The organism is Amycolatopsis sp. NPDC052450 (assembly GCF_044547565.1).
Classification (GTDB): Bacteria; Actinomycetota; Actinomycetes; order Mycobacteriales; family Pseudonocardiaceae; genus Amycolatopsis.
This window is the reverse complement of the sequence record NZ_JBIUAQ010000002.1, coordinates 480,635-502,089: the sequence shown is the minus strand read 5'-3', so window position 1 is coordinate 502,089 and position 21,455 is coordinate 480,635. Positions and strand designations below refer to the sequence as shown.

25 protein-coding genes and 1 pseudogene are annotated in these 21,455 nt (G+C 68.3%); 12 read left to right on the top strand and 14 right to left on the bottom strand.

The window, feature by feature from the left end:
• Nucleotides 1-802, top strand: an 802-nt coding sequence (locus ACIHAO_RS07360) for an IS256 family transposase (protein ID WP_396555359.1), incomplete at its 5' end; no start/stop codon positions are given.
• A gap of 51 nt (nt 803-853) precedes the next feature.
• Nucleotides 854-1,024, top strand: a pseudogene (locus ACIHAO_RS07355) (HNH endonuclease); the annotation flags it as partial.
• Between the two features lie 574 nt (nt 1,025-1,598).
• On the opposite strand, the gene ACIHAO_RS07350 reads toward ACIHAO_RS07355, so the two are convergent.
• From ACIHAO_RS07350 to ACIHAO_RS07340, 3 genes are all read right to left on the bottom strand, one after another.
• Nucleotides 1,599-2,672 carry a SagB/ThcOx family dehydrogenase gene (locus tag ACIHAO_RS07350; protein ID WP_396555357.1) on the bottom strand — a complete coding sequence of 358 codons (1,074 nt, stop codon included), beginning with the start codon at nt 2,670-2,672 and terminating at the stop codon, nt 1,599-1,601.
• 53 nt (nt 2,673-2,725) lie between these two features.
• A complete protein-coding gene (locus ACIHAO_RS07345; protein ID WP_255431256.1) occupies nt 2,726-2,848 on the bottom strand; it encodes a hypothetical protein in 123 nt (40 codons plus the stop codon).
• 81 nt (nt 2,849-2,929) lie between these two features.
• Nucleotides 2,930-5,842: an AfsR/SARP family transcriptional regulator gene (locus ACIHAO_RS07340; RefSeq protein ID WP_396555355.1), complete on the bottom strand. Its 2,913-nt coding sequence runs from the start codon at nt 5,840-5,842 to the stop codon at nt 2,930-2,932.
• Between the two features lie 430 nt (nt 5,843-6,272).
• On the opposite strand from ACIHAO_RS07340, the gene ACIHAO_RS07335 reads away from it, so the two are divergent.
• Both ACIHAO_RS07335 and ACIHAO_RS07330 read left to right on the top strand, forming a co-directional pair.
• On the top strand, nt 6,273-6,551 hold the full coding sequence (locus ACIHAO_RS07335; protein WP_396555353.1) for a YggT family protein: 279 nt from the start codon (nt 6,273-6,275) through the stop codon (nt 6,549-6,551).
• Nucleotides 6,552-6,609: 58 nt separating this feature from the next.
• Nucleotides 6,610-7,539: a Ku protein gene (locus tag ACIHAO_RS07330; protein WP_396555351.1), complete on the top strand. Its 930-nt coding sequence runs from the start codon at nt 6,610-6,612 to the stop codon at nt 7,537-7,539.
• On the opposite strand, the gene ACIHAO_RS07325 is transcribed toward ACIHAO_RS07330, so the two are convergent.
• Entirely contained in the window at nt 7,526-8,173 is a 648-nt protein-coding gene (locus ACIHAO_RS07325) for a B3/4 domain-containing protein (RefSeq protein WP_396555349.1), read from the bottom strand. The two genes, ACIHAO_RS07330 and ACIHAO_RS07325, sit on opposite strands and share 14 nt — an antisense overlap.
• 11 nt (nt 8,174-8,184) lie before the next feature.
• The gene (locus ACIHAO_RS07320) at nt 8,185-8,796 is read right to left on the bottom strand and encodes a LysE family translocator (RefSeq protein WP_396555347.1); all 612 of its coding nucleotides are present in this window, start codon (nt 8,794-8,796) and stop codon (nt 8,185-8,187) included.
• A 148-nt stretch (nt 8,797-8,944) separates the two neighbouring features.
• Here ACIHAO_RS07320 and ACIHAO_RS07315 point away from each other — a divergent pair, with 148 nt between their 5' ends.
• The 3 genes from ACIHAO_RS07315 (at nt 8,945) to ACIHAO_RS07305 (ending at nt 10,631) form a co-directional block, all read left to right on the top strand.
• Nucleotides 8,945-9,445 (top strand): ATP-binding protein, encoded by a 501-nt coding sequence (locus ACIHAO_RS07315; RefSeq protein ID WP_396555400.1) that lies wholly within the window; start codon nt 8,945-8,947, stop codon nt 9,443-9,445.
• Nucleotides 9,445-10,329 carry an alpha/beta fold hydrolase gene (locus ACIHAO_RS07310; RefSeq protein ID WP_396555345.1) on the top strand — a complete coding sequence of 295 codons (885 nt, stop codon included), beginning with the start codon at nt 9,445-9,447 and terminating at the stop codon, nt 10,327-10,329. The genes ACIHAO_RS07315 and ACIHAO_RS07310 overlap by 1 nt, the downstream gene beginning before the upstream one ends.
• 95 nt (nt 10,330-10,424) lie before the next feature.
• Nucleotides 10,425-10,631: a CsbD family protein gene (locus ACIHAO_RS07305; protein ID WP_396555343.1), complete on the top strand. Its 207-nt coding sequence runs from the start codon at nt 10,425-10,427 to the stop codon at nt 10,629-10,631.
• A 48-nt stretch (nt 10,632-10,679) separates the two neighbouring features.
• Here ACIHAO_RS07305 and ACIHAO_RS07300 read toward each other — a convergent pair whose 3' ends face one another.
• A complete protein-coding gene (locus ACIHAO_RS07300) occupies nt 10,680-11,786 on the bottom strand; it encodes a cytochrome P450 (RefSeq protein ID WP_396555341.1) in 1,107 nt (368 codons plus the stop codon).
• An 87-nt stretch (nt 11,787-11,873) separates the two neighbouring features.
• On the opposite strand from ACIHAO_RS07300, the gene ACIHAO_RS07295 reads away from it, so the two are divergent.
• From ACIHAO_RS07295 to ACIHAO_RS07285, 3 genes are all read left to right on the top strand, one after another.
• Nucleotides 11,874-12,329 carry a MarR family winged helix-turn-helix transcriptional regulator gene (locus ACIHAO_RS07295; protein ID WP_125794995.1) on the top strand — a complete coding sequence of 152 codons (456 nt, stop codon included), beginning with the start codon at nt 11,874-11,876 and terminating at the stop codon, nt 12,327-12,329.
• Between the two features lie 116 nt (nt 12,330-12,445).
• On the top strand, nt 12,446-13,042 hold the full coding sequence (gene sigK, locus ACIHAO_RS07290) for an ECF RNA polymerase sigma factor SigK (RefSeq protein ID WP_125788560.1): 597 nt from the start codon (nt 12,446-12,448) through the stop codon (nt 13,040-13,042).
• The gene (locus ACIHAO_RS07285; RefSeq protein ID WP_396555338.1) at nt 13,039-13,755 is read left to right on the top strand and encodes an anti-sigma factor domain-containing protein; all 717 of its coding nucleotides are present in this window, start codon (nt 13,039-13,041) and stop codon (nt 13,753-13,755) included. Before sigK ends, ACIHAO_RS07285 begins: the two co-directional genes overlap by 4 nt.
• Nucleotides 13,756-13,829: 74 nt before the next feature.
• On the opposite strand, the gene ACIHAO_RS07280 is transcribed toward ACIHAO_RS07285, so the two are convergent.
• Genes ACIHAO_RS07280 through ACIHAO_RS07260 form a run of 5 tightly spaced genes read right to left on the bottom strand, consistent with a single transcriptional unit; the run spans nt 13,830 to nt 15,987 of the window.
• Nucleotides 13,830-14,396: an alkaline shock response membrane anchor protein AmaP gene (locus tag ACIHAO_RS07280; RefSeq protein ID WP_396555336.1), complete on the bottom strand. Its 567-nt coding sequence runs from the start codon at nt 14,394-14,396 to the stop codon at nt 13,830-13,832.
• Nucleotides 14,393-14,920 (bottom strand): DUF6286 domain-containing protein, encoded by a 528-nt coding sequence (locus ACIHAO_RS07275; RefSeq protein ID WP_396555334.1) that lies wholly within the window; start codon nt 14,918-14,920, stop codon nt 14,393-14,395. Before ACIHAO_RS07275 ends, ACIHAO_RS07280 begins: the two co-directional genes overlap by 4 nt.
• Entirely contained in the window at nt 14,917-15,303 is a 387-nt protein-coding gene (locus ACIHAO_RS07270) for an Asp23/Gls24 family envelope stress response protein (RefSeq protein WP_396555332.1), read from the bottom strand. Before ACIHAO_RS07270 ends, ACIHAO_RS07275 begins: the two co-directional genes overlap by 4 nt.
• A gap of 5 nt (nt 15,304-15,308) precedes the next feature.
• Nucleotides 15,309-15,485, bottom strand: a complete 177-nt coding sequence (locus tag ACIHAO_RS07265) for a hypothetical protein (RefSeq protein ID WP_037321503.1) — start codon at nt 15,483-15,485, stop codon at nt 15,309-15,311.
• A gap of 40 nt (nt 15,486-15,525) precedes the next feature.
• Complete coding sequence (locus ACIHAO_RS07260) at nt 15,526-15,987, bottom strand: Asp23/Gls24 family envelope stress response protein (RefSeq protein ID WP_396555329.1); 462 nt, start codon at nt 15,985-15,987, stop codon at nt 15,526-15,528.
• 211 nt (nt 15,988-16,198) lie between these two features.
• On the opposite strand from ACIHAO_RS07260, the gene ACIHAO_RS07255 reads away from it, so the two are divergent.
• Nucleotides 16,199-17,416 (top strand): alkaline phosphatase, encoded by a 1,218-nt coding sequence (locus ACIHAO_RS07255; protein ID WP_396555327.1) that lies wholly within the window; start codon nt 16,199-16,201, stop codon nt 17,414-17,416.
• A gap of 7 nt (nt 17,417-17,423) precedes the next feature.
• On the opposite strand, the gene ACIHAO_RS07250 is transcribed toward ACIHAO_RS07255, so the two are convergent.
• On the bottom strand, nt 17,424-17,774 hold the full coding sequence (locus tag ACIHAO_RS07250; RefSeq protein ID WP_125795002.1) for a metalloregulator ArsR/SmtB family transcription factor: 351 nt from the start codon (nt 17,772-17,774) through the stop codon (nt 17,424-17,426).
• A 48-nt stretch (nt 17,775-17,822) separates the two neighbouring features.
• Here ACIHAO_RS07250 and ACIHAO_RS07245 point away from each other — a divergent pair, with 48 nt between their 5' ends.
• On the top strand, nt 17,823-19,109 hold the full coding sequence (locus ACIHAO_RS07245; protein WP_396555398.1) for an MFS transporter: 1,287 nt from the start codon (nt 17,823-17,825) through the stop codon (nt 19,107-19,109).
• Here the strand turns inward: ACIHAO_RS07245 and ACIHAO_RS07240 are convergent.
• Nucleotides 19,045-20,595 carry an MFS transporter gene (locus ACIHAO_RS07240; protein WP_396555324.1) on the bottom strand — a complete coding sequence of 517 codons (1,551 nt, stop codon included), beginning with the start codon at nt 20,593-20,595 and terminating at the stop codon, nt 19,045-19,047. The genes ACIHAO_RS07245 and ACIHAO_RS07240 overlap by 65 nt on opposite strands.
• Nucleotides 20,596-21,112: 517 nt before the next feature.
• A complete protein-coding gene (locus ACIHAO_RS07235; protein WP_396555322.1) occupies nt 21,113-21,355 on the bottom strand; it encodes a hypothetical protein in 243 nt (80 codons plus the stop codon).
• Nucleotides 21,356-21,455: the final 100 nt, after the last annotated feature.

The window sequence follows — 21,455 nt, the reverse complement described above, 5'->3', positions numbered from 1 at the left end:
CGTGACCGAAGTCGTGACCGACGAGATCGCGTTGTGGCAATCCCGGCCCCTGGACGAGATGTACCCGATTCTCTATGTCGACGGCCTGCGGCTGCGGGTCAAGGACAAGGGCGTGGTCACCTCCAAGGTCGCCTACCTGGCCATCGGCGTGGACATGGAAGGCCGTAAACACGCCCTCGGGCTCTGGATCGCCGAGACCGAAGCGGCGAAGTTCTGGGCCAAGGTCGTCACCGACCTGCGCAACCGTGGCGTGAAGGACATCCTGATCGCCTGCTGTGACGGCCTGACCGGACTGCCCGACGCGATCCGCGGCGCGTTTCCCGACACCGTGGTCCAAACCTGTGTCGTACACGTGATCCGCAACGCCATGCGGTTCATTTCCTATGGCGACCGGAAGAAAGTCGCCGCCGCCATGCGGGAAATCTACACCGCGCCGACACTCGAGGCAGCCGAGATCGCACTCACCCAGTTCGACAAAAACTTCGGCACGCAATACCCGGCCGCGATCCAAGTCTGGCGGCACGCCTGGAGCGACTTTACCCCATTCCTCGACTATCCACCCGAACTCCGCAGAATCGTCTACACGACAAACCTGATCGAGAACATCAACTTCCAGCTCCGGAAAATCACTAAGAACCGCGGACATTTCGACAGCGACACCGCCGCGACAAAACTGCTCTACCTCGGACTCCGCAACATCACCAGCAACCGAGGCGGCCCATCAGGAACCGGCACCCGAGGCTGGAAACAAGCCCTCAACACACTCGCCGCACTCTTCCCCGACCGACTACCACTCCACTAGAATCAAAGAAGAAGTCATCCGTGGCTTACACGGAAATCATGACAGGGCCAGTTGATCGACCTCTGCCGTCGGGATCATCGACTCAAAGACGAACCCGGCTGGGTTTACTCGCTCGCTGCGGACGGCACTCTTACGGTCACCACACCGACAGGGCAGAGCTACGACAGTTCGCCACCACCCCTGCACGAACCCCGCCCAGCCACTGAACCACCACCGTTCTGAACCATCGCCGGAAAACGGCAACAGTCTCCTCTGGCAAGGTCGTCACCTGCTGCGGGGTGCTTCATCGAGTCGGGCATCCGTGACGCCTCCTGGGCGTTGCCGGAAAACGACGATGCAAGCGTCTCCACCTATGACTATGGCTTGGCGCCGCTGTCACGCGTCTGTCATGTTCCCTCCTCTAGTCGAGGAATCTCCGCCGAGTTCTGGGACGTCGCCAGAAACAGCCAGGCGAGACCTCGCCCGCGGCGGTGACCCACCGCCGCCGCACCCTTGGGCCCAAGGGAGCCACTTCTGAGGCATCGCCGGAAATGGCAACGCCCGGCGTGGATCTCGGCGAGTTGTGTTTTCGGCAACGACAAGACCGTCGGCTCGAAGACGCACCCGGCTGGACTATCGGCTGGCGCCGGACGACACTGTCACGCCACAGCCGCTACGCCCCCCGCCTGACCGTTGCCGGAGAACAGCGACGGCATCCGAGCCGGCCCGGCGACGAACCCCGACTGGGATCTCCCGCCGAGGCCGCGGCACCCCAAGTCACTGCAGCGCTAAGCAAAGCAAAGCAAACACGCGACCCTCAAGCGCGGGTACCGAGCACCGACATCCCCAGCACCAGTTCGTTCGCCGGATCGCAGCCGAGGAGGTCCTCGACCAGTTCGTCGCGGAGCGCCGCGGTGAACGTGACGTTCAGGCCGAGCGCGGTCGCCAGCAGGTACACGGTCTGGCTGAGGTGGCCGACGTCCATCAGCAGGACCCGATAGGTGCGGCTCACCGGGTACTTCCACTGGTTTCGCTCGATGACGCTGGTGTAGATCAAAAGCGCGCCGGCGTTGCCGGTCCAGTGCTGGTCGCCGGCGAGCGCGATCAGCTGATCGTCGTCGATCTTGCCGTCCAGTGGCGTGAGGCCGTGCCGGAAACCGTCGTAGTGGTAGACGGCCCGATCCAGGCCTTCGACGTTCCTCGCGTAGACGTAGACCTCTGTCGGGTGCCTCGCGCCGCCGGACGGGCTCGTCTTGAAGACGTTGCCGGTGGCGGGAATGTCGGGATGCGTTTCCGGTCTCGTCGGCCGGGCGGCGGTGAGGAGTGCGCTCAAATCGCGCAGCCGCAGAGGTTCTTCGCCGAACTCGCGGACGCTTCTGCGCTGGTTCAGTGCGTCGCCGAGCCCGATCGCGTTCAGTTTTTCCGGTGACGGTTCGGGGAGTGCTATCGCCTCGTACTCGCCCGAAGGCCGCACCGGAGAAGGCGGAGGGCTGGCCTTCGCCTTCTCCAGCAAGGATTTCGCGGTCATTTCGCTGGTCGTGAACTCGGTTTCACGCAACGAGCGGGTGCCATAGTGAAAAGCCCTCGCGGACGTTCCCCAAGGGCCCCAATCCCGAAGGATCTCTTCTTCCCGCTGGTGCCGGGAAGAACCTTTGACCACCAGCACGTCGTACCGGATCATCGCGCGCGCGATACGGACGAGCCTTTCCCCGATCTCGGGATTCTCGTCCGCCGCGCGGACCGATTCCGGTTCTCGCCAAGAACCGAACCAGCGCAGGACGCGTTCGGTTCCTTCGGCGAGTTTGAGCTGGCGATGTCCGAGGTGGTCGTCCCAGACGACGTCACCATCGGACCAATAGAGCGTTCCGCAAGAGGAAACCCTTACCAGCATCGAAAGTCTTGTGCCCCAGTCCCCAGTAATACTTTCCGAATACGTCAGGTCATTCAGCGTCGCGAGCGGAAAGGAGGCCCGCCGTTCGGCGGCGGCTCGAACCCGCCCCAGGTGCTCTGTGCCTTGTACTCCGCTTCAAGCTCGTACAAGAACTCGTCGTCATCTTCATCGTGCATGCCGTCGATCCTCTCCGTGAGCGGTTACTCCGGTCAAGCGAATATACCTACGCCAACAGAGTACCGGAGCAGAACGGCTAATTACGCCGAGTAATCAGTCAGGTGCTGTTTGAGTTCGCGCACCTCTGGCGACTCGGAAATGCCGAGATCGGTGTACAAGCGCAATGCGAAGCGGCGATGACGTTCCGCATTCAGTCGCTTACCGAGAATGTCGAACGCCGCCGCCATCTCCTTGTGGGCGATGGGCAGCATGCTGCGATTACCGGTCGATTCGAGCACTTCCACCGCGGTGGTGAACTGGGTGACCGCGAGTGCGGCATCGCCGAGTGCACGCGAATTGATACCGAGAGCGAGAAAGCATTCCGCCTCGAGATCGGGTGATTCGTTCTCGTGCGCGAGTCTCAGCGCCTCGTCGAGTTCCTCGGCGGCTTCGGGATAGCGCCTGTTCTCGGTGTGGATCAGCCCGATCCGGTGCCTGGCGCGGGCTTCGATGAGCACGCTGCCGTGGGCGTGGGCGGTCTCGCGGACCCAGCCGAGGTGTTCGATCGCCTCGTCCGACTCGCCTTTGAGCCAGTGGGTGACCCCCGAGTTGCCCCTGGCCCGGCACTGCATCCGGATGTCGCCGGTGGTCGCGGCCAGTTCGAACACCTCGTTGAACAGCCGGTTCGCTTCGGTGAACTCGTTGAGCCGCCACAGGGTCAGCGCGTACATGTGCAGGGCCTGGTACTCGAGGACCACGTTCCCGGTGACCCGCGCGGCGGACAGGGCGAGGGTTTCCAGCTCCCTGGCCTGCCGGTAGTAGCCGCGGTTGTCGAAGTAGCGCCACACCGCCGAGCAGAACGGCACGAGGTCCGAGTAGTGCTGGTGGTTGTTCATCGCGACGGCCACCGGCAGCACGTTCTGCCATTGGGCGTCCATCCAGTGCGCGGCCTGGTCGTAGTCCGCGAAGGACTGTCCGTACTCGCTCTTCGGGACCTCGAGGCCGCCTGGCTCCTCCTCGGAATCCGGGTCGATGAAGTCCATCGCGGCCGCGACGGTGCTGCGGTAGTAGTCGAACAGCCGCCGCATCATCGCCTCACGCTGGTGTTCGGGCTCCTCGGCGAGCAGGAGTTCGCGACCGTAGCTGCGGAGGAGGTCGTGCATCTCGTACCGGTCCATCGACGGCTGACGCAGGAGGTTCACGTCGACGAGGCGTTCGGCGAGGCGGCGGGCCTCGCCGAGGTCGACTTCCGCCAGCGCCGCGGTCGAATGGAGGTCGAAAGCGGCACCGGGATGGTGGCTCAGCCGGCGGAACACCCGGCGTTCGGTTTCGCTCAAGTTCAGATAGGACACCCGGAAGGCGCCCGCGACATCGCGTTCCCCCGCGGTGAGTTCGCCGAACCGGTTCCGCTCGTCGCGCAGCTGCCTGGCGACGAAGTCGAGCGTCCACGAGGCACGCGCGCGCAGCCTGCTCGCCGTGACCGCCAGCGCGAGCGGGAGGTCGCCGCACAGGCTCGCGACCTGGTCGGCCGCGTCGGGGGATTCCCGCTTCAGCCGGGAGGGGCCGACGATCCGGCCGAGCAGGTCCACCGCGTCGGCCCGGCTGAACGGTTCGAGGGACAGCAGTTCGGCGCCGTCGAGGTCCACGAGCCGGGTGCGGCTGGTGATCAGCACGCAGCAACTCGCCGAACCGGGCAGCAGCGGGTTCACCTGCGCCGCCCCGATGGCGTTGTCGAGCACCAGGAGCACGCGTTTGCCGGCGAGGCAACTGCGGAACAACGCCGCGCGCTGCCCCGTGCCGGCGGGGATGTCCGAACCCTGGATGCCGAGCGATCGCAGCAGTGCTTCGAGCGCGGACCCCGGGTCGACCGGATCACCCGCCGGCGAGAAGCCTTCGAGGTTCACGAACAGCTGTCCGTCGGGGAACAGCGGGGCGAGCCGGTGCGCGGCGTGCACGGCCAGCGCGGTCTTGCCGACACCGGGCATCCCGTCGATCGCGATCAGCCGCGGCCCCGAGGAGGAGTCGTCCTGGCCGATTTCGAGGACGGTCCGCAGTTCCGCGGCGCGGCCGCCGAACGCGGGGAGGTCCGCGGGAAGCTGCGCGGGGCGGGGGAAGAGCGCCTTCTGCGCGTCCGCGTTCTCACGTCGCCCGAGGGTGTCCATCCCGGCCCGGAGCCCGCCGACGCCGTACCGGACGAGGGCGGCGTCCTCCATCAGTTCGGCGTCGGCGCGCAGGATCTGCTGGTGCAGGGCGCTCAGTTCGGCACTCGGGTCGACGCCGAGCTCCTCGGCGAGCGCGATCCTGGTCCGGTCGAACGTCCGGAGCGCGTCGGCGCCGCGGCCCGCCCGGTAGAGCGCCAGCATGGTGAGGCACTGGAGGGTTTCGCGGGTGGGATGCCAGGCGGCGAGGTCGAAGGCCTCGCGGGCCGCCGCCTCGGTCTCGCCGAGCCGGAGCCTGGCGCCGATCAGGAGCTCACAGGCGGCGAGGCGTTCTTCGTCGAGCCGTCGAGCCGTCTGCTCGATGGCGTCGCCTTCGAGACCGTCGAAGGCCGGGCCGCGCCAGAGCGAGAGCGCGTCCGCGAGTTTGACGGCCGCCTGCGAGATCAGCCCGGCCGCCAGGAGTTCGGCGCCCTGGTTGTAGTCCGCTTCGAAGCGGGCCGAGTCGAGTGAGGCGCTGCTGATGACGACGCGGTACGCCGAGCCGGTGGTGACCACGGCGGAGCGGGCCACGCCGAGGTCGTGCCGCAGCCGTGCGATCGCGTTGCTGACCTGGCGGACCGCGGTCTTCGGCGGATTTTCCGGCCACATCGTGCCGATCAGGTACGACACCGGGACCAGCCTGCCGGCGTTGATCAGCAGGGCGGCGAGAAGACGCTGCTCACGACGCCCGCCGAGCCGGACGGGGACGCCGTCGACCTCGGCCTCGAGCGGGCCGAGAACGGAAAAGCCGAGTTGGGAGCTGTGGGCGGCGGTCCGGGGAGATCCCGCCGAATCGGGTAAACGATCAGCGGTCATATGCGACTATGTCGTCCGAGACCGTGAGCGTGCTCACGCACTACCTCCAGTCCGTTCGCCGGCTGATCGGCACCCTAGCCCACCGCTTCGGCCTCCAGCCAGATCGGCGCGGGGGCACGCCGTGCGGCATTCGGCCTAACGGGCGCGCGCTCGGCTGCCCTGGAACCGGTTCGATTCTACGCCCGGTGGCCCCTGAACTGCGCGGATGCCCGCCGGTGGAGAGCCGATGTAATTCCGATGCAGGGCCTTGGAAAGCTGAAGACATCAGCTGGCGGATCGGCGCGACGGGGCAGCGCGCCGAACCGTGTGTAGGGGCTCCGCGGCGGTTGGCCTTCGAACTGGGGGTGGCCAACCGCCCTGGTAGCCCTTTCCTCGCACAGGTCGCTCCCAGCCGAGCACGGCACACTGGAACAAAGAGGAGTGTGCCGTCATGAGTGCTCTTGGCTATCTGGTGGGCGTCCTGCTCACCCTGTTCCTGATCGTGCTCGTCGTCCGGATGGTGCTGGACTGGACCGTCAACCTCGCCACCCGCCCGCCTGCCTGGTCTTTCCGGGCGCGCGGGATCGCCCATCGGCTGACCGAGCCCGTGCTGGCGCCGGTCCGCCGCGTGCTCCCGCCGGTGCGGACCGGTGGAGTGGCGTTCGATCTCGCCTTCACCCTGGTGTTCCTCGGGGTCGTTCTCCTGCAGTCCCTCGCTTTCAGCCTCTGACCAGGTGTGATCCGCCGCTGTCGCGGGTACCAGGTGGCTGGAGGAGAGGAGTGTGCCCATGCGTCCGGTCTGGAGCGGTTCGCTTTCACTCGGTCTGGTGACGGTGCCGGTCCGGTTGTACAGCGCGGTCGAGGACCACACGGTGCACTTCCGCCAGTTCCAGCGCGGCACCGAAGACCGCATCCGGTACCGGCGGGTGAACGAGCGCACCGGCAAGGAAGTCGGCTACGAGGACATCGTCAAGGGTTACGAGCTCGACAGCGGCGACTACGTGGTCGTCGAACCCGAGGAACTCGACGAGATCGCCCCCGGGCGGTCGAAGTCGCTCGACATCGAGAGCTTCGTCGAGCTGGACGCCATCGACCCGATGTTCTTCGACAAGACGTATTGGCTCGCGCCCGCGAAAGACGAGTTCGAGCGCCCGTACGCGCTGCTGCTCGAGGCGATGGGTTCGTCGGGCAAGGCCGGGATCGCGAAGTTCGTCATGCGCGGCCGCGAGTACCTGGCCCTGGTCCGTTCCGGCGACGGCGTCATGGTGCTCAACACCCTGCATTTCGCCGCCGACCTGCGGGATCCCGCCGAGCAGCTGCCGGATCTCCCCGGCAAGGCGAAGGCACGCGGCAAGGAACTCGACATGGCCGTCAACCTGATCGACGCGATGAGCGACGACTGGCGGCCCGAGGAGTACCGCGACACCTACACCGACCGTGTGCGTGAGCTGATCAAGGCCAAGAAGAAGGGTGACACCATCACGCCCGCCACCGAACCCGGGGAGCCGACGAAGGTCGTCGACCTGTTCGAGGCGCTTTCGAAGAGTGTGGAGAGCGGGAAGGCCAAGAAGAAGTCGGGGGCGAAGAAGCCACCAGCGAAGCAAGATCTCTCTTCGTTGTCGAAGGCGGACCTGGAGAAGCTGGCTCGGGAACGGGACATCAAGGGGCGGTCGAAGATGACGCGGGCCGGTCTGGAGAAGGCGCTCAAGGCTTCGTGACGATGCCCGCCGTCGCCAGTTCGCCCGCGATGGCCTCGATCAGCAGCCGGACGTCCTCGGCCGCGGTCGCGTGCAGCCCTTCGGAAACGATCAGCACGTCGGACGTCGTGGCGGAGACCGCCGAGTGCCCGCTCTGCCGGTTCGTCCACCGCCGTGCGTGGGCTTGACCGTCCTCGTCCGCGAAGATCACCTCGCCGGGGCTCGGCTGTTCGACCGTGCCGGCGAAGGTCACGTACTTCTCGTCGCCTCGCGCGTGGCGGACTTCCAGCGAGCCGCTGATCTTCGCGACGTCGAGCACCGCGACGGGAATGGCGTAGGCGACCGAAACCGCGTTGCAGAGGTCGATCACCGGATGGATCCGGGGAAGCGAGCCTTCTTTCCGCAGCCGGCGCAGCAGGGACTCCGACGCGCAGCGGTACTGCGTCGGCTTCAGGCCCATCCTGGCGAACGCCCGGCGCCAGGCTTGGATCTCGGGGAACTCCGATTCCGGGCCATCAGCCAGCCGTCGTGTCGCTCGTTCGACGAACTTCTCCAGGTCGACCGGCATTTCCGGGGTGATGCCGCCGGCCTGGAGGGTGCCGACGGCGAGGCCGGGGTGAGCGGCGTGGATCTCGGGGTGGTGCTGGAGTCGCATGCTGGACCTGTCTACTGGGTGGTGAACGCGAGTTTGGCGCCGAGCGCGGCGAAGGAACCGGCGAAGATCCGCCGAAGCCAGGCGAGGACGCGCGGCCGGGAAAGAACGTGGTGCCGCACGCCGGCGGCGAGGACGCCGTACACGCTGAACACCACGAACGTCGCCAGCATGAACACCCCGCTCAGCAGCAGCATCCGGGGGACCGAACCGGGTTCGCCCGCCGGGACGAACTGGGGCAGGAACGCGAAGAAGAACAGTGTCAGCTTCGGGTTCAGGACGTTGATCAGCACGCCGGAGGTGATCGTCCGCAAGGTCGACGCGGGTGCGGGATCGCCCTCCACGACGATCGCTTCCCGGTCCTTCAGCGTCGCCCAAGCCATGTAGAGCAGGTACGCCACGCCGAGGTACTTGAGGATCTCGAACGCCAGGGCGCTCGCGTGCAGCAGTGCCGCGAGACCGGTGATCGCGGCGACCATATGCGGGATGATGCCGAGGGTGCAGGCGGTCGCGGCGATGACGCTCGCGCGTCTGCCGCGGGCCAGTCCGGCGGAAAGCGTGTAGACCACGCCGGTGCCGGGCGTGGCGACCACGACCAGCGTGGTGATCAGGAAGGCGATGCTCACGAGATCACTGTGCGCGTGGTTTGGCCCCGTGGACAGAGCCAAAGCCTGCCGGGTCCACTGGACCAAAGGCTTGCGTGAGGCGGCGTGAGGGCGTCACCGGATGGAGTGGCATGATGCACGCTCGCACGTCGACGAGGAAGGCCTTGGTTTGAGCGCGCGCACTTCCCAGATGGACGACCTCCGGCTGGTGGCACAACCGAATGCCGTGTTGTGCTCCGAGCTTTTCGTCCGTCTCATCTTGTCGGACTGGTCCTTGCGGCCGCTGCTCGATCAGGCGAAGACCGCCGCCGCCAAATTGGTGGGCGCGCTCGTCGACGCTGCCGACCCGAAGGAGCCGCCGTTCCTGACGCTCAGACTGCGGTTGCGCTCGGACGTCCTGGTCATCGAGGTCGACCACGACGTGGACGGGCTTCCCGTGCCGACGCCCGCACCGGGTGAGCGGACCGGGGTGGCGCCGAGTGAGACCCGCGGCGTGACCTTCTGGTGCGAGCTGCCGCTGCCCGGTGGCCTGTCCGCCGGACAGGTCCAGCTGCCGCGGCGGGGCGACCGCCGCACCCTGGTGGACGAGCCGGTCTCCGGCGCGCCCGTCGGCGCCGATCCCGAAGTCCTGGAACGGCTTTTGACGCGGCTGAGCGGCTGGTCGGGCTGATGGGCACGAAGCGCGTCATCACACCGGTTCTGGAGATCGAGTACGAACACACCGGTGCGGCCGACGGGCCGCCGGTGGTCCTGCTCCACGGTTTCCCGTACGACGTCCGGGCCTACGACGAGGCCGCCCGGGTCCTCGCGGACGGCGGCGCCTCGGTGTACGTCCCGTATCTGCGCGGGTTCGGCGGGACGCGGTTCCTCGACGACGCCACACCCCGTTCCGGACAGCAGGCCGCGCTCGCGCAGGACCTGATCGAGTTCATGGACGCGCTGGGGCTGGAAAACGCCGTCGTCGCCGGATACGACTGGGGCGGCCGCGCGGCGTGCATCACGGCGGCGCTCCGGCCCGAACGCGTGCGCGGGCTGGTGTCGGTGGACGGCTACAACGTCCAGAACCTCGCCTACGCCGGGGAACCGGCGCCGCCGGAATGGGAACGCACCTACTGGTACCAGTTCTACTTCCATTCCGAGCGCGGCCGCCGCGGGCTGGCGGAGAACCGGGACGAGTTGTGCGCCCTGTTGTGGCGCACGTGGTCGCCGACCTGGACGGGCGCCGACGCGGCGTTCCCGGCGAGCGCCCGGAGCCTCCACAACCCGGACTTCGTCGACGTCGTCATCCACTCCTACCGGCACCGATTCGGCCTGGCGGAAGGGGATCCGCGGTACCAGGCGCTCGAAGACCTGATCGCGGAGGAACCGGCGATCACGGTGCCGACGGTCGTACTGGAAAGCGGGGACGACGGCATCGGCGGGCCCGGCGCCGCGGGCGACCGCGAGTACTTCACCGGGCCGTACGACCACCGCGTCCTGCCGGGTGTCGGCCACAACGTCCCTCAGGAGGCGCCCGGGGCTTTCGCCGCCGCTGTGGCTTCACTGTTCCAGTGAGGGTGATCACCCGTCCGTGGGCATGACGATCCGGATCTTCGCTTGTCCTACCGGGTAGGCGCACGATCCGGGCGCCACGGACGGAGGAGGTCCCGATGTCGTTGGGCGACAAGATCAGCAACAAGGCCGAAGAGTTCGGCGGTAAGGCCAAGGAAGCCGCCGGCGACGCCACGGGCGACGAGGAACTGCGCGCGGAAGGTCAGGCGGACCAGGCGAAGGCCGGCCTCAAGGGCGCCGTCGAAAACGTGAAGGACGCCGTCGGCGACGCGGCGGACAAGCTCCGCGACACCTTCAAGAAGTAGCGGCTCTCGCGGGCCGGGGCGGCGGGTTTCCGCGCCCCGGCCCGCTTTTCAGCCGTGCAGCAGCACCGGCAGGCTGATGAGCCGCGTGCCCTGGATGCCGCCGAGGAACGTCTGCCGGAGTTCGGTGTGGGGCACGGCGAGCCGGGCTCGGGGGAAGTCCGTGCGCAGGACCGTCGTGACCGCCCGCAGTTCGAGCTGCGCGAGCTGGGCGCCGACGCAGAAATGCGGGCCCGCGCCGAAGGTCAGGTCCGGACCGGGTTTCCTGGCCGGGTAGGTGTTGATGCCCTGGATGTCGACGAGCACCGGGGCCTTGGCGGGGAGCCGGATCCCGGCGAGCTCGATCTCCGTGGTCGTGAACCGCCAGAGGGTGAACGGGGCGGGCGGGTGCTCCCGGAGGGTTTCGCGAACCAGAGTGCCCTCGGGGGCGGTGTCGCCGTTGAGAAGTCGTGAGATCAGGAAACCGATCGAGGCGTCGGTGGTCAGCTGCCCGGCGAAGATCAACGCGAACAGGTGATACCGCAGATCGTCTTCGGACGTCTCGGGCGGGAGGTTGTCGCGCAGTTCCTTCGCGAGCCCGTTCCGGTTCGGCGTCAGCCCCGCGGCGGCGAGGTCCGCGATCGCGGCGATGGCCTTGCCCTGGGCGCCCGGTGCGGGGTCGGACATGCGGCGGCAGGCGTCAACGGTGGCGTCGAGCAGCCGGAGCGGGATGCCGAGCAGGTCGAGCAGCACGGTGAGCGGGAAACGGGTGGAGAACCCGTCCATGAGGTCGACGGTTCCGTCGCCGAGTTCCGCCAGCAGCACGTGCGCGATCTCGTGGATGCGATCCGACTGGGCTTGGATCCGTTTGGCGCTCAGGAGCGGAGCGTGCGCTCGCCGCAAGAGCGTGTGGTCCGGGCCGTCCAGTGTGGTGAGGGACGGCTGTTCGGCGGCGGTTCGTTCGAGCCCGGTCCATCCCTCGGGGGCCAGCGCGGGATCTTTGGCGATGCGCGGGTCCGACAAGACCGCACGGGCCAGCTTCTCGTCGGTCACGATCCAGGCGCTTCCGCCCTCGGGGGCGGCCACTTCGACGAGGGGGCCGGCGGCTCGCAGCGCGGGGCGGACGGGATCGGGCTCGGTGATGCCGCGGGTCTTCGCGGCGAACGGATCGGGGAACACGGGAACTCCTTCATGAGAAAGTAGCTTCACAATGAAGGTATATTTGCGACCGGTAGGTTGTCAAAGCACCTGAGTCGAGGAGGGCCGATGGAGGATCGCGTCACGTCGTTGCTGGACGGCCTCCGGAGCTTCGGGGCGAACTACACCGAGTTCACCCGGCGTTTCGCGAACTGGCTCGGCCTGCACGCCACCGACGCCGCCGCGCTGGTGGAGATCCTCTACGCCGAAGACACCGGCTCCCCGCTGTCCCCGGCCCGGCTCGGCGAACGCATCTCGCTGACCTCCGGCGCGACCACGAACCTGCTGAACCGCCTGGAGAACCTCGGCTACGTGGTGCGCACCCGCGAGAACACCGACCGGCGGGTCGTGACCTTGCGCAGCGGCCCCGACATCCAAGGGCCCGCGCGGGAGTTCTTCGGCCCGTTCAGCGCCGGGCTCGCGGCACTGGTCGCGGAGTATCCGGCCGAGGAGATCGAACGGTTCGAGGCCTTTCTGCGGCATCTGCGGTCCACAATGGACAAGGTGCTCGAAGAACAGGGGTGAGCCCCCGTTCGAGTGTTCTCACCCACCCGACCAGTCCGTGCCGCCCTCGGCGCCGAATCCCTCCCGGACGCCATGGAACCGCGTAGCCGGGCGTCGGGTGAGGTGGAGGCAGCTTGATGGTCGAGGGTGTGCGGACGAGTCCGCGCGGAAGCGGCGGCACCGGAACGGAGCCTGCCGAAACGAGCCTGATGCAACGGGTCGCGGCCGGCGACGAACAGGCGTTCGCCGACCTGTACGACGTCGTCGCGGGGCCGGTGTGGGGAGTGGTGAACAGGGTCGTCCGCAACGGCACGTTCGCCGAGGAAGTCACCCAAGAGGTCCTGGTGGAGGTGTGGCGGACGGCGGCGCGGTTCAAACCGGGCAAGGGGAGCACGCTGGCCTGGGTGCTCACCATCGCGCATCGGCGGGCGGTGGACCGGGTGCGTTCGCATCAGGCCTCGCTCGACCGGGACGACCGCGCGGGCAGACTCGATTTCCGGCGCCCGTTCGACGAGGTCGCCGAGTCGACGATCAGCAATCTCGAGCAGCAACGGGTGCGCCAATGCCTGACCGCGCTGACCGACCTGCAACGGGAATCGGTGGTGCTGGCCTACTACAACGGTTACACCTACCCGGAAGTGGCGGAAGTGCTCAAGACCGCGCCCGGCACGGTGAAGACCCGCATCCGCGACGGCCTGATCCGGCTGCGTGACTGCTTGGGGGTCGGGCAATGACGGCGGAACTGCACACGCTGACCGGGGCCTACGCCCTGGACGCCGTCCCGGAGGAGGAGGCCGCGGCGTTCAAACGGCACCTGCGGGGTTGTCCCTCGTGCGGCCAGGAAGTCCGGGAACTGCGGGAGACCGCGGCGCGGTTGGGGGCGGCGATCGGCACCGCGCCACCGGCGAGGCTGCGAGAAGCGACGCTCACGCAGGTCGCCGGAACCCGTCAGTGGCCGCCACTGGTCGCCGTCGCGCGTCGAGACGGGCCTTTGAAAACGCGGATCGCCCTCTGGGGTGCCGCGGCGGCCGCCGCCGGAGCGCTGGTGTTCGGCCTGGTCACCACGAACACCGAACCGGGGACCGATCCCGCGCAACAGCGGCTCGCCTCGGTGAACGCGGTGCTCACCGCACCCGACGCGTCGACCGCCAAGGGCGCCGAACCCGGGACGACCACGGTGGTGACTTCGCGGAGCCACGGCAAGATCGTCGTGCTGGCGAGCGATCTGCCGCCGTTGGCGCCGGGCAAGGCGTACCAGGTCTGGCTTCTCGGTGCGAGCGGCGTGCATTCGGCCGGGCTGCTGGCGCAGGACGGTCCACATCGGACTCTGCCGGTCCTCGCGGAGCTGCCCGGCGGCATCGACCGGGTCGGTATCACCGCGGAACCCGCCGGAGGTTCGCGGACGCCGTCCACCCCTGCCGTCGCGATGATCCCCCTCGGGACGTGACCGGAGGGGGATCATGCGTGATCGGAAGGCGAACTCGCGTGATTGGAGGCGTAACTCGCGTGATTGGGGGCGGATCACTGGAGGCGGGCGCCGGCCTTCGCGGAGAAGCGGAACTCGATGGTCGTCGGGAGCTCGTCGAGGTCGAGTGCCTGGCGCAGCCTCGGCAGGCTCTCCGCGGTGATCCGCTCGCGGATGGCGGCCAGATCGCCGTCCTGTTCGGCGCTCAGCACCACCGCCAGCACCGGCGCGTCCTGGGTGCCGCCGAGCGTGGCGTGCGCGGTGTGGACGCCGGGGTAGGTCGCGACCTCCGCGGTGAACGGGTCGACCGCGGTGCTCGCGGCCAGCGTGGTCTGGCCGGTGTCCTGGCCGAAGCGCCAGGTGTGGGACTTCGGTTTGCGGACGGGCTGCGCGATGAGCCACCGCAGCGCCAGCAGGCCGACGACCACGGCGCCACCGGCGACGGCGTACCAGACCCATCCGGACGGCATCGCCGTGCCGGGGACGAGAGTGGCGCCGGGGTCGAGCGCCGGGATCCGGCCGAAATGGGTGCCGACGGCGAATACGCCACCGGCGAGCAGCACGAGCCCGGTCAGCACCAGCAGGGTGCGGTTCAGCCGGGCGGGACGGTTGAGGTCGGTCATGACGTGCTCCTGGTGGCCTTGACCCGGACCCGCACGGCCGGGACGGTGGCCGGGCCGATCTGGGCGAGACGGTGCTCGATGGCGGCGCGGACGGCGTCGGCGAGTCCCGCGGTGTTCGTCCGCCCGGTGGTCACCACCGAGACGATCCCGCGCCGCTTGACCTTCAGCTTCGCCGCCGAAACGCCGTCCACAGTGGACGCGGCGGTGCGCAGGGTCGACCGGTAGCTGCGCCGTGAGGCGCCGGAGTCCGGGTCGCCTTCGAGTGGCAGCACGGTCGGCTTCCCCGGGACGATCGCGCTCACGAGGAGCACGAGGCCGAGCAGCGCGATCACACCGCCGGTGATCGCCGGAAGCGGATCACTCCACCGGAGGCCGTGCAGCGCGGACGCGACGGCGTCGTAGCGGATCCACGGGTTCTCCCCGAGGATCGTCTGCACCGCGACGGTGGCGGCGAGGACACATCCGGCGAGCACCACGACGGCGACGAGCACGGCCGGGACGCTGCGGCGGGGGCGCCGTTTCATCGGACCCTCCTCGTTTCGGTCTCGGTGGAATGCAAGGCCGTCACGGTGATGTCGACCTGAGAGACGGTCAGGCCCGAGAGTTCGCCGACGCGGCGGATCAGATGCTCTCGCGCGGTTTCGGTGGTGGCGCGGACCGAAAGCGGGTACCTCACCGAAAGCCGGACGTCCAAAGTGGTCGCCGAGCCGGTGACGTGCGCGCTCACCTTGGCGCCCTGGTCGAGGTCTTCGCCGCCGACCGCGATCCCGAGCACCCGGGAGGCCGCGCCGCCGATGCCGTCGAGTTCGGTGATCGCCCGTGCGGCGATCCGCTCGACGGCCACGCCGGCGACGGTCAGGCCGCCGCGCCCGTCCGTTTCCGGCGCGGCGGCGGTCAAGGTCGTCATGGCGATCAGCCCCTGTCGCGGCCGGCCAGGGCCGAAAGGTCGAGCTTGCCGTCGAGGAACCGGCCGACCAGCAGGCCGAGGGCGGCGAGGACGAGCACGACGAGGAAAGCGCCGAAGCCGCCGAACGCGCCGGCCACGCCGAGCACGAGACCGGTCAACAGGCCGAGATGGGTGGCGTTCATGAACGTTCTCCTTGCTGTGGGGCGCGGACGGCGCCGGTGGTCACTGGACGCGGCCGGATTCGGTGGTCTCGTCGGCGTCGTCGTCGCCCGGGATGTGCACGTCGGACACGTTGATGTTGACCTCGACGACCTCGAGCCCGGTCATCTGCTCGACCGCGCCGATCACGTTGCGGCGCACCGATTTGGCGAGATCCGCGATCGCGACGCCGTATTCGACGACGATCTGCAGGTCGACCGCGGCCTGGCGTTCGCCGACCTCGACGGAGACGCCCTGCCCGGCGGACGCGGTGGCGCCCGGGATGCGCTCGCGCAGCGCGTTGAACGCCCGCACGGCGCCACCGCCGAGCGCGTGGACACCGGTGATCTCGCGGGTCGCGAGGCCGGCGACCTTCTGCACGACGGTGTCGGCGATCGTGGTCACGCCCTGCGTGGAGACGAGGGCGCTGTTCTCGGCGGGGGCGGCGGAGTTCGAGTTCGGCTTGGTGGTGGCGGGGTTCGTCATCGCGCTCTCCTGAAGTTCGGTTTCCGTTGCCTGCGGTGGAAGTTCTTCACTTCCACACCCCATAGACCCAGCGGAACGAAGATCGTCACGACCCGATCGTGTGGTCTGGATCTCACCGTCCGTGGGTATGCCCCGGCCGCGGGGCTGGAAGGACCTCTGGTCTTCGCCCGCCTTCTCTGTTAGGAAAGGTTCCTAACTAATAGGAGGCGATGTGCGCGGACGTGGACTGGCGGCGGCGACGGTTCTGGTGGTCCTGTGCGGTGGCTCGGCCGCGGTCGCGGAGACGACGACGGCGGGATCCGGGGCGCGGACGGCGCGCAACATCATCTACATCCAGGGCGACGGCCTCGGGCTCGGCCAGCGCGACCTGCTCCGCCTGGCGCTCAAGGGCAAGCACGGAGAACTGGCGATGGACGGGCTCGCGGCCACCGGTCTCGTGCGGACGTCGTCCGGCGATCCCGACGAGATCGTGACCGACTCGGCCGCGGCGGCCACCGCCCTCGCGACCGGGCACAAGACGCGCAACGGCGCCGTCGGCGTGGACGCCCAGGGCCGCCCGCTGGAAACGATCCTCGAACGGGCGAAGCGGGCGGGGAAGTCGACCGGCCTGGTCACCACCGCGCAGGTGACAGGCGCCTCGCCGGCGGCCTTCGCGGCGCACGTGCCCAGCCGAAACTCGCAGAGCGACATCGCGAAGCAGTACATCGAGAACAGCCGGCCGGACGTCCTGCTCGGCGGCGGCGAGGACTGGTGGTATCCGAAGGGGAACCCCGGGCTGTGGCCGGACAAACCGGGGGAGGAGAGCCGCAGTCCCTACGGCGACCTGGTCGAATGCGCGCAGCGAACCGGCTACACCTACGTGCGTGACGGCGACGAACTGCGGAACACGCGGGCGAACCGGATCCTCGGCCTGTTCGCGAACGAGGACATGGTCGACTACGGCCCGGACGGCGTCGGGAAGTACGCGCCGCGGGTGCCGCTCCAGCAGATGGCGCGCAAGGCGCTGGACACCCTGTCGAAGAACCCGCGCGGCTTCTTCCTCTTCCTCGAAGAAGAGGGAACCGACGGGATGTCGCACGAGAACAACGCGCACGGCGTGATCGACGCGGGCCGCGCGCTCGACGCCACCGTCGCCGAGGTGATGCGGTTCGCCCGCGCGCACCCCGGCACGCTGGTGATCATCGGCGGCGACCACGAGACCGGCGGACTGTCCATCGAGAACTACGATCCCTCCGACACCGATCCGGATCAGGACGGTCCTTTCGACGTACCGGGCTCGAAGATCAAGTTCACCGTCGACTGGACGACCCACGACCACACCGGCTCCGATACCCCGGTCACCGCCGAAGGCCCCGGCGCCACCCGGCTGGGCGGCACGGTCGAGAACACCGGCGTGCACTGGGTGATGCGGGCGGCAAGCGGCCTCTGAACCGGGATCAGTCGTGGTCCGGGATGCCGTGCAGGTGGTGGTCGGCGGCGTTCATGACCTCCGCCAGCAGACGCCGCACATGTCCGCCGCGGGCGCGGTAGAGGACGCGGCGTCCGTCGCGGCGCAGGCTGACCAGGCCGGCGAGCCGCAGTTTCGCCAGGTGCTGGGAGACCGCCGGGCGGGCGATGCCCACCGCGGCCGCGAGTGACGCGACGTCGGACTCGTCGCCGCTGAGCAGCCACAGCATCCGCATCCGGGTCGGATCGGCGAGCATCCGCAGGGCCGTGGACGCGACTTCGACCTGGTCGGGCGGCGGAAGCGCCGACCATTGGTCACCGGACTCGTCATGTGCGTACATATGCACCTATCATGGGGCGTGTCGTCGTTCGGTGAGGAGTCTTCCGGTATGTCGTCGCTGTTCGGCCACCGGGATTATCGCCGCCTGTTCGGAGCGCAACTGGCCGCCCTGTCCGGGACCGGGCTCGCGACCGTGGCACTGGGGCTGCTGGCCTACGACCTGGCGGGTGCCGACGCCGGCGCGGTGCTGGGGACGGCGCTGGCGATCAAGATGATCACCTACGTGACGGTGGCGCCGCTCGCGGCCGCTTACGCCGACCGCGTGCCGCGCCGGAGCGCGCTGGTCTGCCTGGACCTCGTGCGGGCGCTGGTGGTGCCTGCCCTGCCGTTCGTCGACCAGGTCTGGCAGATCTACGTGCTGATCGTGGTGCTGCAAGCCGCGTCGGCCTCCTTCACCCCCACGTTCCAGGCGGTACTCCCGGACATTCTCCCCGACGAGAAGCTCTACACCCGGGCTTTATCGGCCTCTCAGCTCGCGTCGACGATGGAAAGCCTGCTCAGCCCGGTGATCGCCGCCGCGGTGCTCAGCGTGGTGAGCTTCCACTGGCTGTTCGCCGGCACCTCGGCCGGCTTCGTGCTCTCGGCCGCGCTGGTGCTGAGCACGCGTATCCCGGACGCGGTGCGTAGCCGTCGTGGTGGTGTCCGGGATCGCACGCTGGCCGGTGTCCGCGTCTTCTTCGCCACGCCACGGCTGCGCGGGGTGCTGGGGCTGAACCTCGTGGTCGCGGCGGTCGGCTCGGTGGTCATGGTCAACACCGTCAACTACGTCCAGGACGCGCTCGGCCGGAGCCAGGCCGACGTCGCCTTGTTGCTCGCGGGCAACGGGGCAGGCACCATCGCCGCGGCGCTGCTGCTGCCGCGGATGCTCGGGCGGATCGCCGAACGGACGGTCATGTTCACCGGCGCGTCGGTGCTCCTGGCCGGGATCGCCGGGGCCATCGGCCTCTCCACCGTCCACGATGGAGTGTGGCGCTGGCCTGCCGCGCTGGCGGTGTGGGCGGTCGTCGGCACCGGAACCGGGTTGGTCCTGACCCCTGTCGGCCGGGTCCTGCGGCGGTCGAGCGGTGCCGGCGACCGGTCCGCCGTGTTCGCCGCGCAGTTCGCCTTGTCGCACGCGTGCTGGCTGCTGGCCTATCCGATCGCCGGCCGGCTGGCCACGGCGGCGGGCTTCACCGTCACCTGGATCGTGCTCGCCGCGCTCGGGCTGACCGGCGTCGTGATCGCGCTGCGGACGTGGCCAAGACGGGAACCCGGATTCTCCTGCGCGGAACTCACCCGGACACCGATGTCACCGCTTCGGCCGGCGCCTTCTTCTTCCCGTCAGCGGGCAAGGTGATCAGCAGGACGACCGCACCGAGGAGGGTGACGACCGCGATCCAGCCCGCGCCGACGTGCATGGCATGGATGAACGCGTCGTCCGCGGCCCGCGCGAGCGTGGGCCGGTCGGCGGCGGAGGCGACGTGGCGGGCCTGTTCGGCGGACACCCGCGCCTGATCCCGCATCGGGCCGGGCGCGTCCGCCAGCGAAGGTTCGATCGCCCGCCGGTACACGATCGACATGATCGTGCCGCCGACCGCGATTCCGAGCACACTGCCGGTTTGCCGCACCGTGTTGGTGACGGCGGACCCCGCACCGGCCTGGTCCAACGGCAGGTCGGCGATCAACGCGGCCGTGACGGGGCCGATCACCATGCCGATCGAGAGACCCTGTACCAGCAACAGGATTTCGATCCAGACGAGTGGGGTGTGCAGCCCGAGGAACCCGTATCCGGCCATCGTCAGCGCGGCGATGGTCAGCGCGGGCACGGTGACAAGGCGCAGCGACAGGCGGCGGACCAGACGGGTGGCGAGGGGTGCCCCGGCGAGCGCGCCGAGAGCGGTCGGGACGTTGGCCAGACCCGCTTTCATCGGTGAGAATCCGAGCGCGCCTTGGAGGTAGAAGGCGTTGTAGAAGGTGATCGCGGCCACGGCGAAGAGCAGCAACCCGAGCGCCACATTGCCGCCACCGAACGCGCGTCGCGCGAGCAGCCTCGGGTCGAAGCCGGGCACCTTGGCGCGCAGTTCGACGAGTACGAAAACGGCCAGCAGAACCAGACCGAGAACGATCGGCGCCCAGACGTCGGTGCGGCTCCACGCGGTCACCTGCCCCGCCCGGATCAGCCCGTAGGCCAATGCCACGAGTCCACCGGCCGACAGCACCATTCCGGCGGGGTCCAAGGGTCGCGGAGCAGGGCTGCGGAAATTGGGAACCAGCAAGGCGAGCCCGGCGAACGCCAATACCGAGACCGGGACATTGATCAGAAAGACCGAGCCCCACCGGAAATGATCGAGCAGGAACCCCGCCAGCACCGGACCCGCGGCCATTCCGACACCGGCCGACGTCGAGAAGACACCGATCGCGGCAGCGCGGGCGGGGCCGGTGAAGGTCCACATGAGGATGGCCAGCATGGCGGGCGTGATCAGCGCGCTGCCCACCCCCATCACGGCCCGGGCCGCGATCAGCTGACCGGCATCGCTCGCGTACGCCGCCCACAGCGAGGATCCGGCGAAGACCGCCAACCCGCTGGAAAACACCGTCCGGTGGCCGAAACGATCGCCCAAAGCGCCCGCGGTGAACATCAAGGTGGCGAAGGCAAGCGTGTACGAACCGGTCGCCCATTGCAGTTCACCGGGATCGGCGCCCAGGCCGCGGACCGGGTCGGCAAGGGTCTCCAGCGTGGTACTCAGGACGGTGTTGTCCAGCCAAATCAGCAGCGAACACAACATGAGAACGGCGAGAATCAACTGCTGCCTGATTTTCGGCAGCGTCGCAGGCGTGGTCAAGGAGCACCTTCGGATATCGATCGGCGGGAACTCGAGCGACCATAAGGAAACTCCGCGACGCTGTCAAACATTGTTCTTCTTGGCGACACTGTTGCGGTTGGATGAATTGTATGCCCTCGGAATAATTTGTCATTTGAGGGATTTTATGCCTTCTGGAGGTTGCGGTCGGGCGGCATTCATGCCGGTTATTGATCGGACTCCGTATTCCCGAGTGCGGCATCCAGGCACGCGAGTCACGCCTTGCCGAAGTACATGAAGGCCCCCTTCCTTGCGCTAGACGCAAGGAAGGGGGCCTTCATGTACTTCACGACCGGCCGCCGAGATCACAGCAGTCTCACTGTTACCAGGGACCACATCTGAAGGTAGCGAAAGCCTCCTTCACTACCTTCAGAGTAGGCAAGGAGGCCCTCGCTACCAGGAGAACGCCTACGCAGGAGCGACACTGGCCCCCGCCACGACACGGTGACTTTCCCCTCGATAACCAAGTAGGGGCGCCCTGTGGCAGCGGTCCGGTTCGTCAGGCGACAAGACGCCCTTCCTGTGGATCGAAGCAGATCAGCCCCAGTGCGAGGGCACGCTCGACGGCGAATCCCGCGGCTTGCTCGTACTTGCTGTAGACCATGCCGAAGTAGAACAGTGGGCCGCTGGCGTTGTTGATCAGTGGTCCGTCCGACCAAGGGACGTCGTCTTCATCGTCCTCGGCGTCTGGATCGAGATCGGGCCAGCGTGCCACCAGTGCACGGACGTAGTGCTGGATCACGTGGTCGGTGGAGTGCGTCGTCCTCCCATGTACTCGATGTGGAGGGTTTCGAAGATTGTGTGTGCGGCTTTGTGGTCGGCGGGACGGGGTCCTTCCCAGA